Consider the following 13,940-nt stretch of genomic DNA (forward strand, 5'->3'; position numbering starts at 1 on the left):
AGCCGCTCCAACCTGGTCGCGACGGTGCGCGCCGACCTGCTGCGGCGCGCCGGCAGGCCGGCCGATGCCGTCACCTGGTACCGAGAAGCGTTGGCGGTCAACGGTTCCGAGCCGGGCCGCGAATTCCTGCGGCGGCGCATCGCCGAGTGCGGCGGGTAGCCGCCCCGCGACTCAGGCCTCGGCGAAGTTCCGGGTGACCGACGGGTCCACCGGGATGCCCGGGCCCGTGGTCGTCGACACGGTGATCTTCTTCAGGTAACGGCCCTTCGAGGCCGACGGCTTGAGCCGCAGCACCTCGTCGAGGGCGGCGCCGTAGTTCTCCGCGAGGGCCTTCTCGTCGAAGGACGCCTTGCCGATGACGAAATGCAGGTTGGCCTGCTTGTCGATGCGGAAGTTGATCTTGCCGCCCTTGATGTCGGCCACCGCCTTCGCGACGTCCGGGGTGACGGTACCCGTCTTGGGGTTGGGCATCAGGCCGCGCGGACCCAGGACGCGGGCGATGCGCCCGACCTTGGCCATCTGGTCGGGCGTCGCGATCGCGGCGTCGAAGTCCAGGAAGCCGCCCTGGATCTTCTCGATCAGGTCGTCGCTGCCGACGATGTCGGCCCCGGCGGCCTGCGCCTGCTCGGCCTTGTCGCCGACCGCGAACACCGCGACCCGGGCGGTCTTACCGGTGCCGTGCGGCAGGTTGACCGTGCCGCGGACCATCTGGTCCGCCTTGCGCGGGTCGACGCCGAGCCGGATCGCCACCTCGACCGTCGCGTCCTGCTTGGCCGACGCGGTCTCCTTGGCGAGCTTGGCCGCCTCCAGCGGGCTGTACAGGTTGTTGCGGTCCACCTTCTCGGCGGCGGCGCGGTATGCCTTGCTGTTCTTGCTCATTCGATCAATCCAATCTCGTGGTTGGTTGTGGTTAGTCGGGCCGAAGCTGGCCCTCCCACGTCTAGCTGTGTTCGTCCCTATTCGACGGTGATCCCCATCGACCGGGCGGTGCCGGCGATGATCTTGGCGGCCGCGTCGATGTCGTTGGCGTTGAGGTCGGTCTTCTTGGTCTCGGCGATCTCGCGAACCTGGTCCCAGGTGACCTTGGCGACCTTGGTCTTGTGCGGCTCGGCCGAGCCCTTGCCCACGCCCGCGGCCTTTAGCAGCAGCTTGGCGGCCGGCGGCGTCTTGAGCGCGAAGGTGAAGCTGCGGTCCTCGTAGACCGTGATCTCCACCGGGATGACCTGGCCGCGCTGGTTCTCCGTGGCAGCGTTGTAGGCCTTGCAGAACTCCATGATGTTGACGCCGTGCTGGCCGAGCGCGGGTCCGACCGGCGGGGCGGGGTTGGCCTGCCCGGCCACGATCTGCAGCTTGATCAGCCCAACGACTTTCTTCTTCGGGGCCATGGGTGTTGGTGTTCCTTCCTAGCTAACGTTCTAAATCTTCGAAACCTGGCTGAACGTCAATTCCACCGGCGTCTCGCGGCCGAAGATCGACACCAGCACCTTGAGCTTCTGCTGTTCGCCGTTGACCTCGCTGATGGTCGCGGGCAAGGTCGCGAACGGCCCGTCCATGACCGTCACCGACTCGCCGACCTCGTAGTCGACCTCGACGGCCGGCCGCTCCAGCCCGCCGGCCTCGGCGGCGGCGGCGGTGGTGGCCGCGCCCTTGGCGGCCTTCTTGGCCGCGCCACGCGGCAGCAGGAACTTGACCACGTCGTCAAGCGTCAGGGCCGACGGCCGCGACGTCGCGCCGACGAACCCGGTGACGCCGGGGGTGTTGCGGACCGCGGCCCACGAGTCGTCGGTCAGGTCCATGCGCACCAGGATGTAGCCCGGCAGCACCTTGCGGTTGACCTGCTTGCGCTGGCCGTTCTTGATCTCGGTGACCTCTTCGGTGGGCACCTCGACCTGGAAGATGTAGTCGCCGACGTCCAGGTTCTGCACGCGGGTCTCGAGATTGGCTTTGACCTTGTTCTCGTATCCCGCGTAGGAGTGGATCACGTACCAGTCACCCGGCTTGCTGCGCAGCTCCGCCTTGAGCGCGGCCGCCGGGTCGACCTCTTCGGTCGACTCCTCGGGGGCTTCGGCCGCCGAGGTTTCCGTGGTCTCGGCGTCCTCGGTGCGCTCTTCTACGTCGACCGCTTCACCCGCGGACGTGTCACCGTCGAAGGTAGTCACGGTTTTCAGTCCTCTCTATCCATCGCTCAGCCGAACACCAGCAGCACGAGCTTGGTGAGGCCAAAATCCGCGAGGCCGACCAGCGCCACCATGAAGGCCAGGAACGCCAGCACCACCGACGTGTAGGTGATCATCTGCTTGCGGTTCGGCCAGATGACCTTCCGCATCTCCGCAACCACCTGCTTGAGGTAGTTGAAGACGAAGACGAACGGGTTGGCCGAACGGTCTCCGGGCTTCTTCGGCTTCTTGCCCTTCTTGGCCTTCTTGGCTTTGGCGCCCTTGTCCTCCTTGGCGGCCTCCGCCTCGTCCGCCGACTCTACGTCGACGTCCTGGCCCGTGTCGGCCGCTCGCTGCCGAGATCGTTTGCCGGTCGGGCGCTGCGGCCGCGTCACCACAGCGGTCCGGCCGCCGCTCGCGCGGTCGTCCTCCCTGTCGGCGCCGTCGCTTGTGGCGTCGTTGGCAGCGTCGCCTTCGTCGCTCACCGCATGCTCCTTAAGTTTGCCGGTCTCCCGCGGGCCGTCCCGTGGTGGACGGCCACTATTCCAGTGTCCACCATGGCACGCCTTTCTATTGTCCGGCTCCTCCTCGGGCCCGGTGCGGCCCGCATCGTCGCCAGACGTCGCGTTCAGCAGGGGCGACAGGACTTGAACCTGCAACCTGCGGTTTTGGAGACCGCTGCTCTGCCAGTTGAGCTACGCCCCTTCGCGGTTGGCAGGCCAACCTGCGCTTACCTACCGGGGCTTACATGACACGCGCGCCCTCCGATCGCTCGAATCCCGGAAAGCGCGCTGATGCTGGGAAAACCCCGAGGTCCGAGTGTACATCGACGCGGGAGTCAGATACTAATTACGCCGTCCTGACGACCTGGCCGGACTCCGGGTCCCATTTGAGGTTCTCCGACTCTGCGTACTGGCTCATCAGCGTCGTGTAGGACTGCAGGACCACCCGGCCCTCATCGTCGGTGCAGGTGTTCCTGGTGACCACGATGTCGGCGCCGAACCGCTCGTCGACCGAGTGGATGTCCATCCGGGCCCACAGCTTGTCGCCGGCCTTGATCGGCCTGGAGAAAACGAACCGCTGGTCGACCTGGACGATCACCAGGGTCTCCATGCCGATGTCGACGTGGCGGAAGAAGTCGAGCTGGACCAGCTTGGCGAAGATCGTCGCATAGGTCAGCGGCGCCAGGATCGCGTCGTGGCCGAGTTCGGCGGCCGCGTCCTCGCTGTAATGGGCCGGGTGGCGGTCCTTGACGGCCAACGCAAACTGGCGGAGTTGTTCACGGCCCACGACGAAGTAGTCCGGGTACCGCCAGATCATTCCGCGGATGTCGGTCTTGAGCGCCATGGGCTACGCGAGGGTCGCGGACGCGATGGCCCTACCGAAGATCTTCTTGCCGCCGGTGGTGGCCGTCAACGCGATGGTCACGGACTTGGTTTCCGGGTCAGCCGACTTCACCCGGCCGTTGAAGACCAGCTCGGCGCCCTTGCCGTCGTTGGGCACAGGCACCACCGCGGTGAACCGCACGTTGTACTCGGTGACCGCGCCGGGGTCACCGATCCACGCGGTGACATAGCCGCCGCCGATGCCCATGGTCAGCATGCCGTGCGCGATCGCGGTGTCCAGCCCGACGACCTTGGCCATCTCGTCGTCCCAGTGGATCGGGTTCAGGTCACCCGAGACGCCCGCGTAATTCACCAGGTCCTGGCGGGTCAGCGGGTAGGTCCGCTCCGGGAGCTGGTCGCCCACCTTCACCGAGCTGAACTCACGCAGTGGCATCAGAAAATCCCTCTTCTCCATCCTCACCCGCACGCCCAGCCAGGGTCGTGTAGGTCTCCTGCACAACATCACCGGCCTCGTTGGTGATGATGTTCTTGGTCACGATGATCTGGGTGCCGTGCGAAACCCGCATCGAGTCGACGTAGACGTCGCAGTACAGCGTGTCGCCCGCCACGATCGGCGCCATGAACTTCAGCACCTGGTCGACCTGCACGATCTGCGCGTCGTGGACGGCAACGTTCGCGTGCTTGAAGAACGCCGACTGCGCCTTGTAGCCGAATACGCAGATGAACGTCAGCGGCGCCAGCAGGCCGACATAGCCCAGCTCCGCGGCCGCCTTCTCCTCGAGGAACATGGCGTCGTCGTTCTGCACGGCGACGGCGTACTCACGGATCTTCTCCCGCTCCACGACGTAATGGTCGGGATAGCGGTAGTGCATCCCGACGATGCTCTCGCTTAACGGCACGGCTCTAAAATCTACCTAGTCAGGGGCGAATAACGGGTCGCGGGTCGCCGCTAGCGCGTTTCCCGGTGGGCCTGGTGCTTGCCGCAGTTCGGGCAGAACTTCTTCAGTTCCATGCGGTCCGGGTCGTTCCGGCGGTTCTTCTTGGTGATGTAGTTGCGGTGCTTGCACACCTCGCAGGCCAAGGTGATCTTCGGCCGGACGTCGGTACTGGAAGCCATGACGGTTCTCTCTCAACTCTCTAAAAAGTGCGCGTTGTTGTGTTGTAGCGATGGCCGGACTCGAACCGGCGACCTAACGATTATGAGTCGTTCGCTCTAACCGACTGAGCTACATCGCCTCTGGCCACCCCTTTTGGGGTAGGGCCGCCCACGCCTGCTCGGCGTCCGCCGAGCCCCCTAACGGAATCGAACCGTTGACCTTTTCCTTACCATGGAAACGCTCTACCGACTGAGCTAAGGGGGCCGTTCACCCGAATCGGACGCGGTGCCGCGGGCCTAAAAGAGGGTACAGCCTGGCCCGCAACCGGACCAAACCCACGGGCGCTACGGGGCGGCGCCACCGCTGGGACGGGGCCGCCAGGCGCTCAGGTCGCTGAACTCGTCGTACTCCTCGGCCGGTTCGTCGGCGTCGGCCTCGGTGAGCAGGGTGCGCAATGCCAGGTTGACGGCCTCGCGGGCATCGGCCAGATGGAAGCGGCGGATCGCCTCGTCGATCAGATCGACGTCGATCTCGATTTCGACCTTCTTCCTCATGCGCCAACAATACCCAGCGGGCGTGAGCCCAATCGCTGCTCGCGGGCGGTGTCCGGCAAAGTTCACGCCGGGGCCGTGGCCCCCGGCCGAGCACGCCCTAGTCTGGTCACGTGTCAACGGACCGGCTGTACTTTCGCCAACTGCTCTCCGGCCGCGACTTCGCCGCCGGCGACATGTTCGCGACCCAGATGCGCAACTTCGCCTACCTGATCGGCGACCGCCAAACGGGCGACTGCGTGGTGGTCGACCCCGCGTACGCGGCCGGTGATCTTCTCGACACGCTCGAGGCCGACGGCATGCACCTGTCCGGAGTGCTGGTGACCCATCACCATCCCGATCACGTCGGCGGATCGATGATGGGCTTCTCGCTGCAGGGCCTGGCCGAGCTGCTGGAACGCAAAGCCGTGCCGGTACACGTCAATACCCATGAGGCGCAATGGGTTTCGCGGGTGACCGGGATCAGCCTCGGGGATCTCACCGCCCACGAGAATCACGACAAGGTCAGCATCGGGGACATCGAGATCGAGTTGCTGCACACGCCCGGCCACACGCCCGGCAGTCAGTGCTTCCTGCTCGACGGTCGCCTGGTCGCCGGTGACACGTTGTTCCTGGAGGGCTGCGGGCGCACCGACTTTCCCGGCGGCGACTCCGACGAGATGTACCGCAGCCTGCAGCAACTCGCGACACTGCCCGGTGACCCGACGGTCTTTCCGGGACACTGGTATTCGGCGGAGCCGAGCGCTTCGCTGTCGGAAGTCAAGCGTTCCAACTACGTGTATCGCGCCGCGGACCTCGCCCAATGGCGAATGTTGATGGGCGGCTGACGGTCGCTCGACCACAACGGGCCGGCCACCGGCCTGTGATATAAGCGGAGGGTGGATTCCATGGGGTGGATCCAGGACAGCTGGCACGGGATCACAAACGTCGGATCCAGCACCTGGATTGCGTGGGCGGCGTGGGCGGCGATTGCGCTCGCCGCCATCACCCTGGTCTTCACCAACAGGCAGATCACCCGCAACCGCCGGCTGGCCGCGGAGCAGACGCGCCCGCAGGTCTCGATGTTCATGGAACCGCACCCCGCCGACTGGCACGTGATCGAGCTGGTGGTCAGGAACTTCGGCCAGACCGCGGCGTACGACGTCACATTCTCTTTCGTCAACCCGCCGACGGTGGCCGAGTACGAGAACGCGACCGACGGCTACGCCGACGTCGTCGAACTGCGGCTCCCCCGCGAGCTGCCGTACCTCGCCCCCGGCCAGGAATGGCGGATGGTGTGGGATTCGGCGCTGGACCGCGCCGAGATAGGCAGCGGCATCGAGTCCCGCTTCACCGGCACGATCAGCTATTTCGATCAACCCGAGCGTCCGCGCGGCTGGCGGTTCTGGGAACGCGACCGCCGTCCGCTGGAAACTCAGGTGACGCTCGACTGGGATTCCCTGCCGCCCGTCCAGCGCATCGAGCTGATGACCACCCATGATCTGGCGAAGCGGGAGAAGCAGAAGCTGGAGCTGCTGCGCGGCCTGCTCACCTACTTCCACTACGCGAGCAAGGAAACCCGCCCCGAGGTGTTCCGCAGCGAGATCGAACGGATCAACGGCGCCGTGCGGGAAACGCAGGACAGATGGCGCACCCGCCAGCTCGACGACCCCACCGATGTCAGCCTGCGCTGGAGTGAGGCCCCGGACGACCTGGGCAAACACCACAGCCAGCCGGCGTGACGGCAAGGAGCCCAGCAACGATGAGCGGCCCGGTCCACTACAGCCTCAAGGATTCCATCGCGGTCATCCGGATGGACGACGGCAAGGTCAACGCCCTGGGCCCGACGATGCAGCAGGCCCTGGGCGAGGCGATCGACCGGGCCGAGGCGGACAACGCCGGGGCGCTGGTGATCACCGGCAACGAGCGGGTGTTCAGCGGCGGGTTCGACCTGAAGATCCTGACGTCCGGCGAGGCGCAGCCGGCGATCGACATGCTGCGCGGCGGCTTCGAGCTGTCCTACCGGCTGTTGTCGCATCCCAAGCCGGTGGTGATGGCCTGCACCGGCCACGCCATCGCGATGGGGGCGTTCCTGCTCGCGTCGGGCGACCACCGGGTGGCCGCGCACGCCTACAACATTCAGGCCAACGAGGTGGCGATCGGCATGGTCATCCCGTACGCCGCCCTGGAGATCATGAAACTGCGGCTGACGCAGTCGGCGTACCAGCAGGCCGCCGGGCTGGCCAAGACGTTCTTCGGCGAGACGGCGCTGGCCGCCGGTTTCGTCGACGAGATCGTGCTGCCGGAGATGGTGGTGAGCCGCGCCGAGGAGGCCGCGCGCGAATTCGCCGGTCTGCGCCAGCACGCCCACGCCGCGACCAAACTGCGCGCCCGCGCCGACGCGCTCAAGGCCATCCGCGCGGGGATCGACGGCATCGAGGCCGAGTTCGGCCTTTAGGCGCACGGGCGCGCTGCGCCAACGCGACGTTGAAGGATGAGCTGAACGGCGAACGCGGTGGCCGCTGCTGGCCGCCACCGCGTTCCCTTCGCCTCCTCGACGCCAGTGTGACACGCGCGCGAAGCGTCGTCACTTCACCGGTTCCGCGCCGCCACCGGAAAGCGCCGGGTCTACCGGTTCGGTCGCAAGCGTTATTCAGTTCGCCGCCGAAACCCATTGATAGGGAAGGAATTTCCCGTCAAGGGTCACCACGACGCGATCACCGGACGGGTGCGGCTTCTTCTGCAGGTCGACGCTGAAGTTGATCGCGCTCATGATGCCGTCGCCGAACTGTTCGTGGATCAGCTCCTTGATGGCGCCGCCGTAGACCTGCAGGGCCTCGTAGAAGCGGTAGATGGTCGGGTCGGTCGGCACCGCGGTCGGCAGCCCGCCACGCATCGGCGGCGCCGCCAGCACGGGTACCACCGACTCGTCCAGTCCGAGCTTCTCCACGAGAACCCGTGCCGGCTCGGGGGGAATGGGGTGTTGACCCAGCAGCGCCGCGGTGGTCCATACCACCGGCCTGCCGATGGCGTCGGCCAGCTGCTGCCACGTCAGGCCGCGCCTCAGCCGCGCCAGGACGATCTGCTCGGTGATCTCATGTCTGTTCATAGCCCCCAAGCATGCCCGGGACCGGGGGCGCGTACCTCCGGGACCGCCGGCGCTCACGCCGGCTTCGTCGCGGTGACCAACCGGGTGGCGAACCACGGACCGCCGTAGTACATGCGCCATCCGAGGTTGCGGCGACGCACGTTTCGCCAACCCAGCTCCCGTAGGTGCGCGGCGTGCTGACGGGTCTCCCAGAGGTCCGCGATCGCCAGCCGGCCACCCGGGCGCAGCACCCGAACCGCCTCGGCGAGGGCCTTGCGCCGGCCCGCGCCCGTCGGAATGTTGTGGATGGCCAGGTTGCTGACGATCACGTCGACGCTCGCGTCGGCGAACGGCAGGGCGGTCATGTCGGCGGTGCGCACCTCGACGCGATCGGCGACGCTCTCCAACGCCGCGTTGGCCAGGGTCGCCTCCGGGGAGTTGTCGGTCTGGTCGGCATGCCACAGATCGACCCCGATCGCGCGGCCCCGCGGCAACCGCTTCGCCGCGGCCAGCAGCACCGCCCCCCGTCCGCAACCGAGGTCGAGCACCGTTTCGTCGCCCGTAAGCCGAAGCTCGTCGAGCACCCGCGCCCACACCACGAACTTGCCCACCCGCGTGGCGTAAACGTAAAGGGTTGCGCTCGAAGCGATTCCGGCCGCCGACGTCGCCGCCAGCGCGGCGGTCAGCCGCTTGCCGCGCGCCCAGCTCAGCGCGGCCCACCCGGCCAGCGCGGCGGTTTGGGCGGCCAGACCGATCGCCTGCAAGCGCACGGAGAGGGTGTGAAACGAGCCGTCGATTCCGTAGTCGCCCCGGTGGTCGTGCACGGTGACGAGCCTACGGCGGCTTGCCTCACCAACGCCCGTGGTGGACCACCTCGGCGAAGGGGCGCCGGTTCGGCTTGCGGATCGGGGTGAGCGGACGGTCGGCGGGATACCCGACGCCGAGCAGGAAGGCGACCAGCCGGTCCCCGGGGACGCCCAGGATGGCGCGCGCCTTCTCCTGGTCCCCCACCGACGAGTGGCCCGTCCCGATCCCCAGGTCCGTGGCCGCGATCATCATCGCCATCGTGGCCTGGCCGACGTCGTAGTTGTCGGTGATCACCCGGCGCTCGTCGGGCGGAACGGGCACGACGATCGCGATCGCGGCCGCGGCGGCGGCGATGTGACCGGCCCCCTGCCAGACGGTCGACAGCTCCTGCAGCTGCGCCCGGTCGGTGACGATCACGAAGTCCCACGGTTGCCGGTTCTTCGCCGACGGCGCGCGCCAGCCGGCCTCGGCGATGCGGTTCAGGTCCTCCTCGGAAACCGGCTCCGGCCGGTACTGCCGGACGTTGCGCCGGGCGCGTATCGCGTCCCAAGCCTCCATGTGTCCCTCCTCGTTTTCCACCTGACCCCCGGTAAACAGGGGTAACGTCGTCGGAATTCCCCGCGTACGGGCACGCCGAAGTTTTATTCCGGCCCATTCGGGAAGCCATGGTGAACCAGCTGCGCCGCGCGCTCGTGTACAGCTGAATGGCCCCGGATGCAGAAAGGCGCGTAGCCGGCATGACTGAGAACCTGACGCCGCATTTCGAAGACGTCCAGGCACACTATGACCTCTCCGACGACTTCTTCCGGCTTTTCCTCGACCCCACGATGACCTACAGCTGCGCATACTTCGACCGCATGCGCGACATCCCGCTGGAAGAGGCGCAGCTGCGCAAGATGGACCTGGCTTTGGGCAAGCTGGGGTTGCGGCCCGGGATGACCCTGCTGGACGTCGGCTGTGGCTGGGGCGGCACGATGCGCCGCGCGATCGAGAAATACGACGTGGACGTCATCGGCCTGACGCTGTCCGAGCACCAGGCCGCCCACGTGCAGAAGCTGTTCGACGCGATGGACACCACGCACAGCAGGCGGGTGCTGCTGCAGGGCTGGGAACAGTTCGACGAGCCCGTCGACCGGATCGTCTCCATCGGCGCGTTCGAGCACTTCGGCTACGACCGCTACGACGACTTCTTCCAGAAGGCCTACCGCGTCCTGCCCGACGACGGGGTGATGCTGCTGCACACGATCACCATGCTGACGCCGGAGCAGATCGTCGAGCACGGCCTGCCGATGACCGAGGAGCAGACCAGCTTCAACAACTTCATCGCCACCGAGATCTTCCCGGGCGGCCAGCTGCCGCCGATCGAGATGGTGGAGTTCCACGCCTCGAAGATGGGGTTCAACCTGGCCCGCAGGCAGTCGCTGCAGCTGCACTACGCCCGCACCCTCGACCTGTGGGCGGCGGCGCTGGAGGCCCGCCACAGCGAGGCGGTCGCGATCCAGTCCGAAGAGGTCTACCAGCGATACATGAGGTACCTGACCGGTTGCGCCAAGGCGTTCCGGGACGGCTACATCGACATCAATCAGTTCACGCTGGCCAAGTAACCCACTCGTGTCGGTGTCCGGGGCTATCGTGGCACCGCGATGTCGCTTCATCTCCACCGCGCCGAGCGCACCGACCTCCTTGCCGACGGCCTCGGCGCCCTGCTGGCCGACCCGCCGACCGACCCCTTCACCGAGGAACTGGTGCTGGTGCCGGCGCGCGGCGTCGAACGCTGGCTCAGCCAGCGGCTGTCACATGTGCTCGGCCGCGCCCGCGGCGGTGACGGGGTGTGCGCCGGGGTGGCGTTCCGCAGCCCGGCGTCCCTGATCGCCGAACTCACCGGCACCGCCGACGAGGACCCGTGGTCGCCCGACGCGATGGCGTGGCCGCTGCTGGCCGTGATCGACTGCTCGCTGGACGAGCCGTGGTGCCGCACGCTGGCAACGCATCTGGGTCACTTCGCGTCGACGGAGGCGGAGGCCGAGCTGCGCCGCGGGCGCAGATACTCGGTGGCGCGCCGGCTGGCCGGCCTGTTCGCCTCGTACGCCAGGCAGCGTCCGGGGCTGCTCGCCGATTGGCTGGCCGGCGAGCGGGGCGACCTAGACCCCGACCTGGCCTGGCAGCCCGAGCTCTGGCGGGCGCTGGTGGACGCGGTGCCCGCCGATCCCCCGCACGTCCGCCATCAGCGGGCCGTGACCCGGCTCCGCGGGGGCCCGGCCGACCTGCCGGGGCGGCTGTCGCTGTTCGGGCACACCCGGTTGGCGTGCACCGACGTGGAGCTGCTGGACGCGTTGTCCACCCACCATGACCTGCACCTGTGGCTGCCGCATCCCAGCGACGAACTGTGGCGCGCGCTGGCCGGCGCCCGGGGGGCGATCCCGCGGCGCGCCGACACCGGCCACCGCAGCGTGAACCATCCCCTGCTGGCGACGCTCGGGCGCGACCTGCGCGAGCTGCAACGCGGCCTGCCCCCCGACCCGCGCACCGACGAATACCTGCCCGCGCCGGAGCGGCCCGACACGCTGCTCGGCTGGCTGCAGTCCGACATCGCCGCGAATGCCGTTCGGCCACAAGGGCGTACGCTCGCCGACGACGACCGATCGGTGCAGGTGCACAACTGTCACGGTCCGGCGCGCCAGGTCGACGTCCTGCGCGAGGTCCTGCTCGGCCTGCTGCAGGACGACCCGACACTGGAGCCGCGCGACATCCTGGTGATGTGTCCGGACATCGAGACGTACGCGCCGCTGATCGTCGCCGACTTCGGGCTCGGCGACGTGGTGCGCGGCGCGCATCCCGCGCACCGGTTGCGGGTGCGGCTCGCGGATCGCTCACCGCTGCAAACCAATCCGCTGCTCGGCGTCGCCTCGCAATTGCTGGCGCTGGCGGGCAGCCGGGTGACCGCCAGCGAGGTGCTCGACTTCGCCGAGGCCGCGCCGGTGCGGGCCCGCTTCGGTTTCACCGACGACGACCTGGAGGCCATCACCCGCTGGGTCCGCCAGGCCAACATCCGGTGGGGGTTCGACCAGGAGCACCGACGGCCCTACCACGTCGACTTCGTACACAACACTTGGCGTTTCGGCATCGACCGGGTGCTGGCCGGCGTCGCGATGTCCGACGACTCGCACGCTTGGATCGACGCCACACTGCCCCTGGACGACGTCAGCAGCAACCGCGTCCAGTTGGCCGGCCAGCTCGCCGAATTCGTGTCGCGGCTGCAGCGCGTGGTCGACTCGCTCACGGGCACCAGGCCGTTGCGCGACTGGCTGGCCGCGCTGGCCGACGGGATCGAGCTGTTGACCCGTGTCGACGACGCGGACCTGTGGCAGACCGGCCAGATGCAACGGGAATTCGCTTCGACGCTGGCCGACGCCGGGCCGCGGGCCGACACACCGCTGCGGCTGCCCGACATCCGGGCGCTGCTGCAGGGACGCCTGGCGGGGCGCCCGACGCGCGCCAACTTCCGCACCGGCACGCTGACGGTGTGCACGATGGTCCCGATGCGCTCCGTGCCGCACCGGGTGGTGTGCCTGGTCGGCCTCGACGACGGGGTGTTCCCCCGGCTCGGCGTCGTCGACGGCGACGACGCGCTGGCGCGCGACCCGATGACCGGCGAACGCGACATCCGCTCCGAGGATCGGCAATTGCTGCTCGACGCGGTCGGCGCGGCCACCGACAAGCTGGTGATCACCTACACCGGCGCCAACGAGTACTCGGGCCAGCCGCGCCCACCGGCGGTGCCGCTGGCCGAACTGCTGGACACGCTGGACATGACGGTGTCGGGCGAGAAGATTCGCGGGCGCATCGTGGTCGAACATCCGTTGCAGCCCTTCGACATTCGCAACGTCATCCCGGGCAGGCTGGTGCCGACGGTGCCCTTCAGCTTCGACCCGACCGTGTTGCGGGCGGCCAGGGTCGCCGCGGGCGAGCGGGGCGAGGCACCCCGGTTCATCGCGGGACCGCTGCCGCCACCGCCCGCCGACGACGTCATCCTGGCCGACCTCGTCGGCTTCTTCAAGGATCCGGTCAAGGGCTTCTTCCGCGCGCTGGACTTCACCCTGCCGCGGGACGTCGACGGCGTGCAAGACGCGATGCCCGTCGACCTCGACGCCCTCGAGGAGTGGACCGTCGGCGACCGGATGCTGGGCGACATCCTGCGCGGGTGGACGCCGGACGATGCCCGGCAGGCCGAGTGGCGGCGGGGCACGTTGCCGCCCGGCCAACTGGGCTGGCGCACCGCGACGGAAGTCCGCGACCAGGCCGCGCTGCTGGCGGCCAAAGCGCAGCAATACCGGGGGGCCGACGCCCGGGCGTATGACGTCGACGTCGATCTCGGCTCCGGGCGCAGGCTCACGGGCACGGTGTCGCCGGTGTACGGCGAGCGGCTGGTGTCGGTGACGTACTCCAAGCTGGACGGCAAGCACCTGCTCGAGGCGTGGATCCCGTTGCTGGCCTTGATCGCTCACGACCCGGGCCGGGACTGGTCGGCGGTGTGCGTCGGCCGCCTGAAGCGGGGCATCACCCCGCGGGTCGAGGGGTTGGGACGGCCGCGCGACGACGCCCTGACACTGCTGCGCGAGCTGGTGGCGGTCTACGACGCGGGCCGCCGGGAGCCGATTCCGTTGCCCATCAAGACGTCCTACGCGTGGGCGGCCGCGCGGCACTGCGGCGACGATCCGCTGCGCGAGGCGCAGTACCGGTGGAAGTACGAGCACGAGGAGCCGGCGCACCTGCGGGCCTGGGGCAAGAACACCCGGCTGTCCGATCTGATGCGGCCCGTGCGGCCGGGTGAGGAGTTCGACGGCGAAGACACCCGGTTGGGCGCCTACGCCGCGCGGGTCTGGCTGCCGATGCTGCGGGCCGAAAGGAAGCCCTGA

Annotated in this window: 18 protein-coding genes and 3 tRNA genes; 6 read left to right on the forward strand and 15 right to left on the reverse strand. The window is 68.3% G+C overall.

Annotation, left to right across the window (positions count from 1 at the left end; genetic code table 11):
• The coding region (locus A5704_RS28190; protein ID WP_369827124.1) for a tetratricopeptide repeat protein at positions 1-159 on the forward strand (159 nt) is incomplete at its 5' end.
• Between the two features lie 12 nt (positions 160-171).
• On the opposite strand, the gene rplA is transcribed toward A5704_RS28190, so the two are convergent.
• The 12 genes from rplA to A5704_RS03860 all read right to left on the reverse strand — a co-directional run bounded on the left by rplA (position 172) and on the right by A5704_RS03860 (position 5,153).
• Positions 172-879 carry a 50S ribosomal protein L1 gene (rplA, locus tag A5704_RS03805; protein ID WP_007167783.1) on the reverse strand — a complete coding sequence of 236 codons (708 nt, stop codon included), beginning with the start codon at positions 877-879 and terminating at the stop codon, positions 172-174.
• 77 nt (positions 880-956) lie between these two features.
• Positions 957-1,385, reverse strand: coding sequence for a 50S ribosomal protein L11 (gene rplK, locus A5704_RS03810; protein WP_066952006.1), 429 nt, complete (start codon positions 1,383-1,385; stop codon positions 957-959).
• Between the two features lie 30 nt (positions 1,386-1,415).
• Positions 1,416-2,159, reverse strand: a complete 744-nt coding sequence (gene nusG / locus A5704_RS03815; RefSeq protein ID WP_067757427.1) for a transcription termination/antitermination protein NusG — start codon at positions 2,157-2,159, stop codon at positions 1,416-1,418.
• A gap of 26 nt (positions 2,160-2,185) precedes the next feature.
• Positions 2,186-2,641, reverse strand: coding sequence for a preprotein translocase subunit SecE (secE, locus tag A5704_RS03820; RefSeq protein ID WP_067780491.1), 456 nt, complete (start codon positions 2,639-2,641; stop codon positions 2,186-2,188).
• A 147-nt stretch (positions 2,642-2,788) separates the two neighbouring features.
• A tRNA-Trp gene (locus tag A5704_RS03825) sits at positions 2,789-2,861 on the reverse strand.
• A 144-nt stretch (positions 2,862-3,005) separates the two neighbouring features.
• Positions 3,006-3,503: a (3R)-hydroxyacyl-ACP dehydratase subunit HadC gene (hadC, locus tag A5704_RS03830; protein WP_067780489.1), complete on the reverse strand. Its 498-nt coding sequence runs from the start codon at positions 3,501-3,503 to the stop codon at positions 3,006-3,008.
• A gap of 3 nt (positions 3,504-3,506) precedes the next feature.
• A complete protein-coding gene (gene hadB / locus A5704_RS03835; protein WP_067274995.1) occupies positions 3,507-3,935 on the reverse strand; it encodes a (3R)-hydroxyacyl-ACP dehydratase subunit HadB in 429 nt (142 codons plus the stop codon).
• Positions 3,922-4,401 carry a (3R)-hydroxyacyl-ACP dehydratase subunit HadA gene (gene hadA / locus A5704_RS03840; RefSeq protein ID WP_067887452.1) on the reverse strand — a complete coding sequence of 160 codons (480 nt, stop codon included), beginning with the start codon at positions 4,399-4,401 and terminating at the stop codon, positions 3,922-3,924. Before hadA ends, hadB begins: the two co-directional genes overlap by 14 nt.
• A 50-nt stretch (positions 4,402-4,451) precedes the next feature.
• Complete coding sequence (gene rpmG / locus A5704_RS03845; protein WP_007167776.1) at positions 4,452-4,619, reverse strand: 50S ribosomal protein L33; 168 nt, start codon at positions 4,617-4,619, stop codon at positions 4,452-4,454.
• Positions 4,620-4,664: 45 nt separating this feature from the next.
• Positions 4,665-4,738: transfer RNA gene (locus A5704_RS03850), tRNA-Met, on the reverse strand.
• 52 nt (positions 4,739-4,790) lie between these two features.
• Positions 4,791-4,863, reverse strand: a tRNA-Thr gene (locus tag A5704_RS03855).
• 80 nt (positions 4,864-4,943) lie between these two features.
• Positions 4,944-5,153: a type II toxin-antitoxin system VapB family antitoxin gene (locus tag A5704_RS03860; protein WP_067757413.1), complete on the reverse strand. Its 210-nt coding sequence runs from the start codon at positions 5,151-5,153 to the stop codon at positions 4,944-4,946.
• 110 nt (positions 5,154-5,263) lie between these two features.
• Between A5704_RS03860 and A5704_RS03865 the strand changes: the two genes are divergently transcribed.
• Genes A5704_RS03865 through A5704_RS03875 form a run of 3 tightly spaced genes read left to right on the forward strand, consistent with a single transcriptional unit; the run spans position 5,264 to position 7,587 of the window.
• Positions 5,264-5,977 (forward strand): MBL fold metallo-hydrolase, encoded by a 714-nt coding sequence (locus tag A5704_RS03865; protein WP_067780484.1) that lies wholly within the window; start codon positions 5,264-5,266, stop codon positions 5,975-5,977.
• Positions 5,978-6,037: 60 nt separating this feature from the next.
• Positions 6,038-6,871, forward strand: coding sequence for a hypothetical protein (locus A5704_RS03870; RefSeq protein WP_067780481.1), 834 nt, complete (start codon positions 6,038-6,040; stop codon positions 6,869-6,871).
• A gap of 20 nt (positions 6,872-6,891) precedes the next feature.
• Positions 6,892-7,587 carry a crotonase/enoyl-CoA hydratase family protein gene (locus A5704_RS03875; RefSeq protein WP_067757396.1) on the forward strand — a complete coding sequence of 232 codons (696 nt, stop codon included), beginning with the start codon at positions 6,892-6,894 and terminating at the stop codon, positions 7,585-7,587.
• A 195-nt stretch (positions 7,588-7,782) separates the two neighbouring features.
• Here A5704_RS03875 and cynS read toward each other — a convergent pair whose 3' ends face one another.
• The 3 genes from cynS to A5704_RS03890 are packed head-to-tail and all read right to left on the reverse strand — an operon-like array spanning position 7,783 to position 9,582.
• Positions 7,783-8,238: a cyanase gene (gene cynS, locus A5704_RS03880; RefSeq protein WP_067757393.1), complete on the reverse strand. Its 456-nt coding sequence runs from the start codon at positions 8,236-8,238 to the stop codon at positions 7,783-7,785.
• 53 nt (positions 8,239-8,291) lie between these two features.
• On the reverse strand, positions 8,292-9,041 hold the full coding sequence (locus A5704_RS03885) for a class I SAM-dependent methyltransferase (RefSeq protein WP_067887455.1): 750 nt from the start codon (positions 9,039-9,041) through the stop codon (positions 8,292-8,294).
• Positions 9,042-9,066: 25 nt separating this feature from the next.
• Positions 9,067-9,582 carry a nitroreductase family protein gene (locus tag A5704_RS03890; RefSeq protein WP_067757462.1) on the reverse strand — a complete coding sequence of 172 codons (516 nt, stop codon included), beginning with the start codon at positions 9,580-9,582 and terminating at the stop codon, positions 9,067-9,069.
• A 179-nt stretch (positions 9,583-9,761) separates the two neighbouring features.
• Here A5704_RS03890 and A5704_RS03895 point away from each other — a divergent pair, with 179 nt between their 5' ends.
• A complete protein-coding gene (locus A5704_RS03895; protein WP_067757383.1) occupies positions 9,762-10,628 on the forward strand; it encodes a cyclopropane mycolic acid synthase family methyltransferase in 867 nt (288 codons plus the stop codon).
• 39 nt (positions 10,629-10,667) lie between these two features.
• Positions 10,668-13,940, forward strand: a complete 3,273-nt coding sequence (recC, locus tag A5704_RS03900) for an exodeoxyribonuclease V subunit gamma (RefSeq protein ID WP_067757380.1) — start codon at positions 10,668-10,670, stop codon at positions 13,938-13,940.

It is taken from the genome of Mycobacterium sp. E735 (genome assembly GCF_001666955.1).
Classification (GTDB): domain Bacteria; phylum Actinomycetota; class Actinomycetes; order Mycobacteriales; family Mycobacteriaceae; genus Mycobacterium.

Bases quoted from the DNA above. Each gene is read 5' to 3' on its own strand.
- rplA (WP_007167783.1), bottom strand. From the start codon at position 879: ATGAGCAAGAACAGCAAGGCATACCGCGCCGCCGCCGAGAAGGTGGAC.
- rplK (WP_066952006.1), bottom strand. From the start codon at position 1,385: ATGGCCCCGAAGAAGAAAGTCGTTGGGCTGATCAAGCTGCAGATCGTG.
- hadC (WP_067780489.1), bottom strand. From the start codon at position 3,503: ATGGCGCTCAAGACCGACATCCGCGGAATGATCTGGCGGTACCCGGAC.
- hadB (WP_067274995.1), bottom strand. From the start codon at position 3,935: ATGCCACTGCGTGAGTTCAGCTCGGTGAAGGTGGGCGACCAGCTCCCG.
- rpmG (WP_007167776.1), bottom strand. From the start codon at position 4,619: ATGGCTTCCAGTACCGACGTCCGGCCGAAGATCACCTTGGCCTGCGAG.
- A5704_RS03860 (WP_067757413.1), bottom strand. From the start codon at position 5,153: ATGAGGAAGAAGGTCGAAATCGAGATCGACGTCGATCTGATCGACGAG.
- A5704_RS03870 (WP_067780481.1), top strand. From the start codon at position 6,038: ATGGGGTGGATCCAGGACAGCTGGCACGGGATCACAAACGTCGGATCC.
- A5704_RS03875 (WP_067757396.1), top strand. From the start codon at position 6,892: ATGAGCGGCCCGGTCCACTACAGCCTCAAGGATTCCATCGCGGTCATC.
- cynS (WP_067757393.1), bottom strand. From the start codon at position 8,238: ATGAACAGACATGAGATCACCGAGCAGATCGTCCTGGCGCGGCTGAGG.
- A5704_RS03890 (WP_067757462.1), bottom strand. From the start codon at position 9,582: ATGGAGGCTTGGGACGCGATACGCGCCCGGCGCAACGTCCGGCAGTAC.
- A5704_RS03895 (WP_067757383.1), top strand. From the start codon at position 9,762: ATGACTGAGAACCTGACGCCGCATTTCGAAGACGTCCAGGCACACTAT.
- recC (WP_067757380.1), top strand. From the start codon at position 10,668: ATGTCGCTTCATCTCCACCGCGCCGAGCGCACCGACCTCCTTGCCGAC.